This window comes from Bhargavaea cecembensis (genome assembly GCF_000826125.2).
Taxonomy (GTDB): Bacteria; Bacillota; Bacilli; order Bacillales_A; family Planococcaceae; genus Bhargavaea; species Bhargavaea cecembensis_B.
In genome coordinates this window covers 677,226-686,816 of record NZ_LN651373.1, presented here as the reverse complement: position 1 = coordinate 686,816, position 9,591 = coordinate 677,226, and the positions used below count along the sequence as shown (strand labels likewise).

Annotated in this window: 10 protein-coding genes; all 10 read right to left on the bottom strand. The window is 65.6% G+C overall.

Translation table 11 applies throughout. The features are described from left to right. Positions 1-568, bottom strand: a 568-nt coding sequence (locus tag BN1189_RS16105) for a histidine phosphatase family protein (protein WP_040227571.1), incomplete at its 3' end; no start/stop codon positions are given. After that, positions 541-1,308 (bottom strand): adenosylcobinamide-GDP ribazoletransferase, encoded by a 768-nt coding sequence (gene cobS / locus BN1189_RS09005; protein ID WP_040227545.1) that lies wholly within the window; start codon positions 1,306-1,308, stop codon positions 541-543. The genes cobS and BN1189_RS16105, both read right to left, overlap by 28 nt. Next, entirely contained in the window at positions 1,305-2,135 is an 831-nt protein-coding gene (locus tag BN1189_RS09000) for a cobyric acid synthase (protein ID WP_052455778.1), read from the bottom strand. The genes cobS and BN1189_RS09000 overlap by 4 nt, the downstream gene beginning before the upstream one ends. Next, on the bottom strand, positions 2,132-2,713 hold the full coding sequence (locus BN1189_RS08995) for a bifunctional adenosylcobinamide kinase/adenosylcobinamide-phosphate guanylyltransferase (protein ID WP_040227543.1): 582 nt from the start codon (positions 2,711-2,713) through the stop codon (positions 2,132-2,134). Before BN1189_RS08995 ends, BN1189_RS09000 begins: the two co-directional genes overlap by 4 nt. Next, positions 2,686-3,762, bottom strand: coding sequence for a threonine-phosphate decarboxylase CobD (gene cobD / locus BN1189_RS08990; protein ID WP_040227540.1), 1,077 nt, complete (start codon positions 3,760-3,762; stop codon positions 2,686-2,688). Before cobD (BN1189_RS08990) ends, BN1189_RS08995 begins: the two co-directional genes overlap by 28 nt. Then, positions 3,749-4,708 (bottom strand): adenosylcobinamide-phosphate synthase CbiB, encoded by a 960-nt coding sequence (cbiB, locus tag BN1189_RS08985; protein WP_306610706.1) that lies wholly within the window; start codon positions 4,706-4,708, stop codon positions 3,749-3,751. The genes cobD (BN1189_RS08990) and cbiB (BN1189_RS08985) overlap by 14 nt, the downstream gene beginning before the upstream one ends. Positions 4,709-4,811: 103 nt before the next feature. Beyond that, positions 4,812-5,888 carry a threonine-phosphate decarboxylase CobD gene (gene cobD / locus BN1189_RS08980; RefSeq protein ID WP_040227540.1) on the bottom strand — a complete coding sequence of 359 codons (1,077 nt, stop codon included), beginning with the start codon at positions 5,886-5,888 and terminating at the stop codon, positions 4,812-4,814. Beyond that, complete coding sequence (cbiB, locus tag BN1189_RS08975; protein WP_306610706.1) at positions 5,875-6,834, bottom strand: adenosylcobinamide-phosphate synthase CbiB; 960 nt, start codon at positions 6,832-6,834, stop codon at positions 5,875-5,877. Before cbiB (BN1189_RS08975) ends, cobD (BN1189_RS08980) begins: the two co-directional genes overlap by 14 nt. Next, positions 6,831-8,312, bottom strand: coding sequence for an adenosylcobinamide amidohydrolase (locus BN1189_RS08970; protein ID WP_040227538.1), 1,482 nt, complete (start codon positions 8,310-8,312; stop codon positions 6,831-6,833). The genes cbiB (BN1189_RS08975) and BN1189_RS08970 overlap by 4 nt, the downstream gene beginning before the upstream one ends. Then, on the bottom strand, positions 8,305-9,420 hold the full coding sequence (locus BN1189_RS16505) for an iron chelate uptake ABC transporter family permease subunit (protein WP_257125445.1): 1,116 nt from the start codon (positions 9,418-9,420) through the stop codon (positions 8,305-8,307). Before BN1189_RS16505 ends, BN1189_RS08970 begins: the two co-directional genes overlap by 8 nt. Positions 9,421-9,591 lie beyond the last annotated feature (171 nt).

Genomic DNA, 9,591 nt, shown 5'->3' with positions numbered 1-9,591 from the left:
CCGCCGACATAGATGTGCATCGCTTCCCCTCCTCCCAGTCTTGCCTGTCTTTCCATTCCAGCCGGTAAACGGAACCCGGCGGGACGGCCCGGTCAAAGAACGGCCGCTCGTCCGGCGCGAGTTCCGCAAGCAGCAGCCGCACCGGACCGCCGTGCGTGACGACCGCGGCCGAATGTCCGGGATGCGCCTTCAGCCGCATGAGACCCGCCCGGACACGCGCTTCCATGTCCCCGAAACGTTCCCCGCCCGGCGGTTTTCCGGAAAACGGGTCGTCGATCCACTTCCGGTACCGGGCGTCCCCCTTCAGGTCATCGTACGTCTTCATTTCCCATTCCCCGAAAAGGCATTCCCGGAACTCGGGCATCGCCTCATACGCCGCCCCGGGGAATAAAAGACGGGCCGTCTCGCGGCAGCGGACGAGGTCGCTGCCGGCGATGACATCCGCTTCAAAACTCGCCGGATCCGCCTTCACGCATACCGGCACATCCGTCCAGCCGACATAGCGCCGTTCGCGGTTTGCGGCCGTTTCAAGATGCCGGATCAAATAAAGAACAAAAGGACGGTCCACAGCAGCAGTTCACTCCCTTCCACGAATGCGCCGGCGAGGTCGCCGGTCGCCCCGCCGAAATTCCGGATCGTCCACTGCCGGAACCCGGCAACGGCGACCAAAACCACCAAAAGGAAAGCCGCCGGCAGGGCGACTGTCCCGAGTCCGGCCGACGCGGCGGCGAGGCCGGCGAGCAGCATCAGCGCAGCCGGGATGCCGACCCGCGCACCGCCCGCCTTCGACCCAAGAAAGACGAGCAGTCCGGAATCCTTTGCCTGCGGTGCCGACGAGCAGTAAAGCGCGAGTCCGGCCCTCGCGGCGAACGGCACGAGCATGAACACCATCCATCCCGCGCCGCCCCTCATGATCACCTCGCTCAACACGGCGATTTTGCCGAGCAAAAGGAACAGGAGCGCCATCGTGCCGAACGCGCCGATCCGCGGGTCGCCCATGATCTCCAGCCGCTTTTCCCGGTCCCTATACGAAAAGTACGCGTCGCCCATGTCGGCCCAGCCGTCCAGATGAAGGCCGCCGGAAAGGACGGCGAAAACAAGAACGGCCGCGAACGCGCTGAGCAGCGGGCCGGTGCCGGCCGGGCCGGAAAGGAGCGCGGTCGCCGCCCATGCCGCAAGTCCGATCAGTCCGCCGACAATCGGATAAAGCGTGAACATCCAGACCGTTTCCCTCCCGCCGATCGGCAAGTTTTTCCTCACCGGGACGGATGTGAAGAACTGGAGCGCGAGGAGGAATCCGGTGATCATGAGACCCCTTCCCCGGTTGCGAGCCGGCGGATTTGCGGCCAGTCCGCGTGCTTCCGGAAATGCGCCGCCCAGTCGCCGTACCGGGGTTCGCCCGTCCGCGCTTCCTTCCCGCCGAGCGAGTCTTCCTCTTCGATGCCGTGGCCGTCCATGAACGGGATCACGCCGAGCACGGGCAGGCCTGTCCGTGCCTCAAGAAATGCAATCCCGTCGTCGAACAGGCGGGGGTCCCCGCGGAATTTATTGATGATGAGCCCTTTAACCCGCCGCCGGTCCTCCTCCGAAAGCAGGTCGAGCGTCCCGACGATCGATGCGAACACGCCGCCCCGCTCGATGTCGGCGACGAGCAGAACCGGGACATCCGCCGTCCGGGCGACCCGCATGTTCACGAGCTCGCGGTCATTCAGGTTCACTTCCGCCGGGCTTCCGGCCCCTTCGATCACGACCGCTTCGAATCGCTCCGCGAGGCGCCCGAGCGACGAACGGATGGCGTCCAGCCCGGTCCGGAAAAACTTCTCGCGGTACTCCATCCCGCCCATCCGCCCGGCCGGCTTGCCGAGAAGGATGATGTCGGCATGCCGGTCATCCGACGGCTTCAGGACGATCGGGTTCATTTCCGCGGCGGGAGCGGTTTTTGCGGCTTCCGCCTGTGCCGCCTGCGCCCGGCTGATCTCCAGGCCGCCGCCGATCCGGACGGTCCGGTCCGACATGTTCTGGGACTTGAACGGCGCAACCCGGACGCCTTCCTCGGCGAGCAGCCGGCAGATCGCCGCGCAGACCATGCTTTTGCCGACATGGGAGGCGGTCCCCTGGATCATGATTCCTTTCATCGCCGTCCTCCTCCTTTCCGCTGATGCGCAAGGCCGGCGTCCATCTCAAACGCCCGGTCCGAAAGCGCGACGAGCCGGCGGTGGATGCGGCCGAGCACCGTCGCGTACTTCCGCGTTTCCGTCCATTCCGACGGCGGTTCGTCAAGCACTTCATTCGAGACGATGACGACGGCCGACGCCTTTTCCGCCAGTTCGTTCACCGCGGATAAAAGCGCTTCTTCCTTTTCCTCCAGGCAGCCGGCCTGTTCATGGCACGGCGTCCCGTCTTCATATCCATCATACATTTCATTTGCAAGCCATGTCGTGATGCAGTCGATCAGGACGGCGTCCCCTTTCCGGATCATCGGCAAGATTCCCGGCAGATCGGTCGGCCGTTCGATCGTTTCCCACTGTTCCGGCCGGGCCGACCGGTCTGCTCGGTGACGGCGGATGCGGTCTTCCATTTCCGGGTCCGTCGGCCGTCCCGTCGCCGCGTAGACGAGCCGCCGGGCGCCCGTCCCGGCGATCCATTCCTCGGCGAACGCCGTCTTGCCGCTCCGCACCCCGCCGCTTATGAAGATGATCTCTCCCCGTGCCATATGCCGAGCTCCTCCTTCAGCCGGTCCATTTTCCAGCTCTCCTTCATGCCTGCGCGGAGCCAGGCGCCGTCCATGCCGAGGAAGTTTTCCGAATGGCGCAGGACGATCCCCCGTCCGAGCATCGCCCGGTAAAGTTCCCCGGCGTCGTCCGGCCGGAAGCTGACGTAATTCGTCGCACTCGCCGTGGCCGGCCAGCCGAGGCCGGAGAGGAACCGGGTGAAATCTTCCCGTGTCTCCCGGCAGAACCGGACGGTCCGCGTGCGGAACGCTTCTTCATTCAGACACATTTCACCGATCCGGGCCGCGATGCCGTTCACGTTCCAGTGAGGGGCGGCTTTCCGGTGTCCGGCGATCCGCTCTTCGGAGGCGATCATGTAGCCGAGCCGGATGCCGGGGATGCCGTACATCTTCGTCATCGACCGGACGACCGCGACGTGCGGATGATCGGCCAGGCGGGGAATGAACGAATGCGCTTCTCCCGCAAAGTCCATGAACGCCTCGTCGATCACGAGCTCGCAGCCCGTCTCCCGTCCGTGTTCGGCGAGCCGGAGGACCGTCTCTTTCGGGATGCGGACGCCGGTCGGGTTGTTCGGATTGCATAAATACAGGACGTCCGCCCGCTCCATCTCCCGCATGACGCGCCCGGCCGGAAACTCCGGATCGGCCGGATCGGCCGCGAGGTCGGTGCACCGGGCCCCATTCGCGAGCAGGGTCGCCTTATATTCCGAAAAAGTCGGATGGATGAGGAGGGCGCGCTTCCCGCGGTAGCGCCCGGCAATCAATGAAAACAATTCGGCCGCCCCGTTCCCCGCCAGCACCTGCTCCGGCGGGACGCCGTGGTAAGCGGCGGCCGCCGAGCGGAACGGTTCGCCGTCCGGGTGCGGATAATGCAGGAGCTCCCCGATGAGCCGGGGCCAGATTTCCCGGACCGCATCCGGGATCCCGAGCGGATTGACATTTTCGCTGAAATCGAGCAGTCCGTCCGGCGCGTCCATTCCGAGCCGGCGGTACAGAAGGTGCGGATTCGCACCGTGTTCAGGCAAAGACAAAGATCACGCCTCCTATCACCATTAATAAAACGAGGAAAGCCGCCGAGGCGGCGTGCATCCCCTTCACCGACTCCAAAATATCATCCGCGGCGAGCGGGCGGAGCGGCACGCCCATGCGCGCCCGGGCGGACGGGACTCCTTTGTAATAATTCAGGCCGCCGAGTTCGACGCCGAGCTGGCAGGCCGTCGCCGCCTCGAGCCAGCCGCTGTTCGGGCTCGGGTGCCGGCGTGCATCCCGCCGCCATCTGGCGAGCCGGGTTCCGAGCGGCAGGCCGCTCCGGCATCGGGTGAACAGGAGAATGAGCCCGCCGGTCAGCCGCGCGGGAACAACATTCAGCACATCGTCCGCCTTGGCCGAAAAGAAACCGAATTCCCCGTGTTTTTCATTGCGGTAGCCGACCATCGAATCAAGCGTATTGACCGCCTTGTACAGCCAGATCCCGGGAGCACCGAGCAGGAACGCCCAGAAGAGCGGTGCCGTGACGCCGTCCGACGTGTTCTCGGAGACGGTCTCGACGACGCCCCGGACGATTTCCGGCTCGTCCAGGCGGTCCGTATCGCGTCCGACGATCCAGCCGAGCTTCTTCCGGGCTTCCGGAAGGTCTTCCGCCTTCAATGGACCGTAGACGTCCATCGCTGCCTGCCCGAGGCTTTTCTGGGCGAGGCCCGCCGCGATCATGAGCGATTCCGCCGTGATGCCGGCCGCCCGGTGGACCTGGTAAAAAGCGGACGAGACGGCGAGCGCGGCAAGCACGGACATGCCGGCGACGAGGAAGAGAAGCAGCAGCCCCTTCGCCCGGCGCCGGCCTCCTTGGTTCAGCCGGGAATCCAGAAAGCCGATCATCCGGCCGATCCAGCGCACCGGATGCGGCCAGCCCGGCGGATCTCCGATTAGGCGGTCGATCAGGAATCCGGCGGCGCAGGCGATGAGGTGATTGAGGATCATCGGCCTTCCCTCTCCGCATCGGCNGCGTAGACGAGCCGCCGGGCGCCCGTCCCGGCGATCCATTCCTCGGCGAACGCCGTCTTGCCGCTCCGCACCCCGCCGCTTATGAAGATGATCTCTCCCCGTGCCATATGCCGAGCTCCTCCTTCAGCCGGTCCATTTTCCAGCTCTCCTTCATGCCTGCGCGGAGCCAGGCGCCGTCCATGCCGAGGAAGTTTTCCGAATGGCGCAGGACGATCCCCCGTCCGAGCATCGCCCGGTAAAGTTCCCCGGCGTCGTCCGGCCGGAAGCTGACGTAATTCGTCGCACTCGCCGTGGCCGGCCAGCCGAGGCCGGAGAGGAACCGGGTGAAATCTTCCCGTGTCTCCCGGCAGAACCGGACGGTCCGCGTGCGGAACGCTTCTTCATTCAGACACATTTCACCGATCCGGGCCGCGATGCCGTTCACGTTCCAGTGAGGGGCGGCTTTCCGGTGTCCGGCGATCCGCTCTTCGGAGGCGATCATGTAGCCGAGCCGGATGCCGGGGATGCCGTACATCTTCGTCATCGACCGGACGACCGCGACGTGCGGATGATCGGCCAGGCGGGGAATGAACGAATGCGCTTCTCCCGCAAAGTCCATGAACGCCTCGTCGATCACGAGCTCGCAGCCCGTCTCCCGTCCGTGTTCGGCGAGCCGGAGGACCGTCTCTTTCGGGATGCGGACGCCGGTCGGGTTGTTCGGATTGCATAAATACAGGACGTCCGCCCGCTCCATCTCCCGCATGACGCGCCCGGCCGGAAACTCCGGATCGGCCGGATCGGCCGCGAGGTCGGTGCACCGGGCCCCATTCGCGAGCAGGGTCGCCTTATATTCCGAAAAAGTCGGATGGATGAGGAGGGCGCGCTTCCCGCGGTAGCGCCCGGCAATCAATGAAAACAATTCGGCCGCCCCGTTCCCCGCCAGCACCTGCTCCGGCGGGACGCCGTGGTAAGCGGCGGCCGCCGAGCGGAACGGTTCGCCGTCCGGGTGCGGATAATGCAGGAGCTCCCCGATGAGCCGGGGCCAGATTTCCCGGACCGCATCCGGGATCCCGAGCGGATTGACATTTTCGCTGAAATCGAGCAGTCCGTCCGGCGCGTCCATTCCGAGCCGGCGGTACAGAAGGTGCGGATTCGCACCGTGTTCAGGCAAAGACAAAGATCACGCCTCCTATCACCATTAATAAAACGAGGAAAGCCGCCGAGGCGGCGTGCATCCCCTTCACCGACTCCAAAATATCATCCGCGGCGAGCGGGCGGAGCGGCACGCCCATGCGCGCCCGGGCGGACGGGACTCCTTTGTAATAATTCAGGCCGCCGAGTTCGACGCCGAGCTGGCAGGCCGTCGCCGCCTCGAGCCAGCCGCTGTTCGGGCTCGGGTGCCGGCGTGCATCCCGCCGCCATCTGGCGAGCCGGGTTCCGAGCGGCAGGCCGCTCCGGCATCGGGTGAACAGGAGAATGAGCCCGCCGGTCAGCCGCGCGGGAACAACATTCAGCACATCGTCCGCCTTGGCCGAAAAGAAACCGAATTCCCCGTGTTTTTCATTGCGGTAGCCGACCATCGAATCAAGCGTATTGACCGCCTTGTACAGCCAGATCCCGGGAGCACCGAGCAGGAACGCCCAGAAGAGCGGTGCCGTGACGCCGTCCGACGTGTTCTCGGAGACGGTCTCGACGACGCCCCGGACGATTTCCGGCTCGTCCAGGCGGTCCGTATCGCGTCCGACGATCCAGCCGAGCTTCTTCCGGGCTTCCGGAAGGTCTTCCGCCTTCAATGGACCGTAGACGTCCATCGCTGCCTGCCCGAGGCTTTTCTGGGCGAGGCCCGCCGCGATCATGAGCGATTCCGCCGTGATGCCGGCCGCCCGGTGGACCTGGTAAAAAGCGGACGAGACGGCGAGCGCGGCAAGCACGGACATGCCGGCGACGAGGAAGAGAAGCAGCAGCCCCTTCGCCCGGCGCCGGCCTCCTTGGTTCAGCCGGGAATCCAGAAAGCCGATCATCCGGCCGATCCAGCGCACCGGATGCGGCCAGCCCGGCGGATCTCCGATTAGGCGGTCGATCAGGAATCCGGCGGCGCAGGCGATGAGGTGATTGAGGATCATCGGCCTTCCCTCTCCGCATCGGCTTTCCGCTTCCGGTATTTCCGGACGGCTTCGACCGTGCATTCGAACACGCCCCGCCCGATCGCCTGGCCGAGCGCGGTCACGGTTCCCGCGTACGGATGCCGCGTGCCCGTCTGGGTCGCCGCGACGAGCACGCTGTCCGTCGACGTCCCGGTCGCGATCGTGCCGGTGAGCGGATCGAGGACGTGTTCGGTCTGCATCGCTTTCGCCTTCGCCTCGGTGGCGGTGATCATGCCCTGGATGAGCGCCTCTTCGGTCAGATGGCCGTTGACGATGATCCATGTGTTGATTGTGCCGGCATGCGCTTCCCGTGCCGAGCCGGCCGACGCATCGACGGCGTTGCCGACCCCGGCGGTCACGCAGACGACGACGGGTGCGTCTTCCGGCCCGTATTCCCCGATGACGGCGTCTTCGGTCATGGCTGCGGTCATCATCGCCACCGTCTGCGAAAGCGGGAACCCCCGGCCGGTGAGCCAGTCCCGCATCTCCGCCCCGGCGTCATCCGACCGGTAGGCGGCGTCGACGTGGCGGTTGACGAAATGCCGGAACCAGCCGGAACCCGCCTGGAACACGGCGGATGAGACCGTCTTCAGCGGGATGTTGCTGTCGAGGTGGACGAAGCTGCCGGACACCCGGAAATCGTCTTTCCGGATCGGCTTGGCCCCGTCGCGCGACGGTTCCTCGCCCGGCAGCAGGGTGATCTGCGGCTTCGGGATTTCCGGGTGCATGCCCGTGCGCACCCTCGCGGCATAGACCGATTCGATTTCATGTTCTTCGACCACTTCGCCCGGCGTCCCGATTGCGGCGATCTCCCCCCGGTCGAGCAGGAGCAGCCGGTCGCAGTAAAGCGACGCCAGGTTGATGTCGTGGAACACCGACACGACCGTGAGCCCGCTTGCGGTCGCCTGGTGGCGGACGGTGTCGAGCAGCTGTTGCTGGTGGGCGATGTCGAGGTGGTTCGTCGGCTCATCCAGCAGCAGGACCGGCGCCTCCTGGGCGAGCGCCTGGGCGACAAACACCCGCTGGCGCTCCCCGCCGGAGATGAACTCGATCTGCGTGTCGCGGTATTTGGTCACGCCCATCTTGTCCATCGCGTCCGCCACCGCCCGTTCATCCGCCTCGGACCAGGTCGAAAACAGGCCGGACTGATGGGGATAGCGGCCGAGCGACACCGTTTCATAGGCGGTGTGGGAAAACGTGTCCGCCTGGAGCTGCGGCAGCACGGCGACTTGCCGGGCAAACGCTTTCCGGGAATAGTCCGAAATGGACCGTCCCCCGATCGACACCGAGCCCGAATCCGCCGGCAGAAGCCCGCTCAGCATTTTCAGGAGCGTCGACTTCCCGCTTCCGTTCGGGCCGAGGATGCCGAGCATCGTGCCGGCCTCCACTTCGAATGAAACCGAGCGGACGACCGGCCTGCCGTCATACCCTCCGGTCAGTTGTTTCACTTCAAGCATGGCGCATCGCCCCTTTTCTCCGCTGTCTGTAGAAAATGAATGCAAACACCGGCGCGCCGATGAATGATGTGATGACCCCGACCGGAAGCTCGGTCGGGGAGATGATCGTCCGGGCGACCAAATCGCAGAGGATGAGCAGCGACGCCCCGTTCATGAATGAAAGCGGGAGCAGGTGCCGGTGGTCGGTCCCCCAGAGAATCCGGGTCATATGCGGGACGACGAGGCCGACGAATCCGATCGTCCCGGACACCGCGACCGCGGAGCCCGTCAGAATCGAGCCGCCCCCGAGGATCATCCATTTCCGTTTTTGCACATCAACCCCGAGGTGATAGGCCCGCTCCTCGCCGAACAGCATCGCGTTGAGCTCCCGGCGGCAGAGCCAGAGCAGCAGGCCGCCGATCGCCATGAACGGGAGCACCATCCAGATGTACTTCCAGCCCCTCATCGACACGCTCCCGAGCAGCCAGCCGATGATCTGGCGCAGCTCCTCGCCGGTGAGCGCGATCATGAGCGACAGCACCGAGCCGAGGAACGAGCCGAAAATGACCCCCGTCAGGATGATCGTCTCCATCTTGAGCGACCGGTCGACCGCCCGCGCGAAGCCGATGACGAGCAGCAGCACCGCCATCGCGCCGGCCATGCTGAAGACCGGAAGCGTGTATGATCCGANTGTGCCGGCATGCGCTTCCCGTGCCGAGCCGGCCGACGCATCGACGGCGTTGCCGACCCCGGCGGTCACGCAGACGACGACGGGTGCGTCTTCCGGCCCGTATTCCCCGATGACGGCGTCTTCGGTCATGGCTGCGGTCATCATCGCCACCGTCTGCGAAAGCGGGAACCCCCGGCCGGTGAGCCAGTCCCGCATCTCCGCCCCGGCGTCATCCGACCGGTAGGCGGCGTCGACGTGGCGGTTGACGAAATGCCGGAACCAGCCGGAACCCGCCTGGAACACGGCGGATGAGACCGTCTTCAGCGGGATGTTGCTGTCGAGGTGGACGAAGCTGCCGGACACCCGGAAATCGTCTTTCCGGATCGGCTTGGCCCCGTCGCGCGACGGTTCCTCGCCCGGCAGCAGGGTGATCTGCGGCTTCGGGATTTCCGGGTGCATGCCCGTGCGCACCCTCGCGGCATAGACCGATTCGATTTCATGTTCTTCGACCACTTCGCCCGGCGTCCCGATTGCGGCGATCTCCCCCCGGTCGAGCAGGAGCAGCCGGTCGCAGTAAAGCGACGCCAGGTTGATGTCGTGGAACACCGACACGACCGTGAGCCCGCTTGC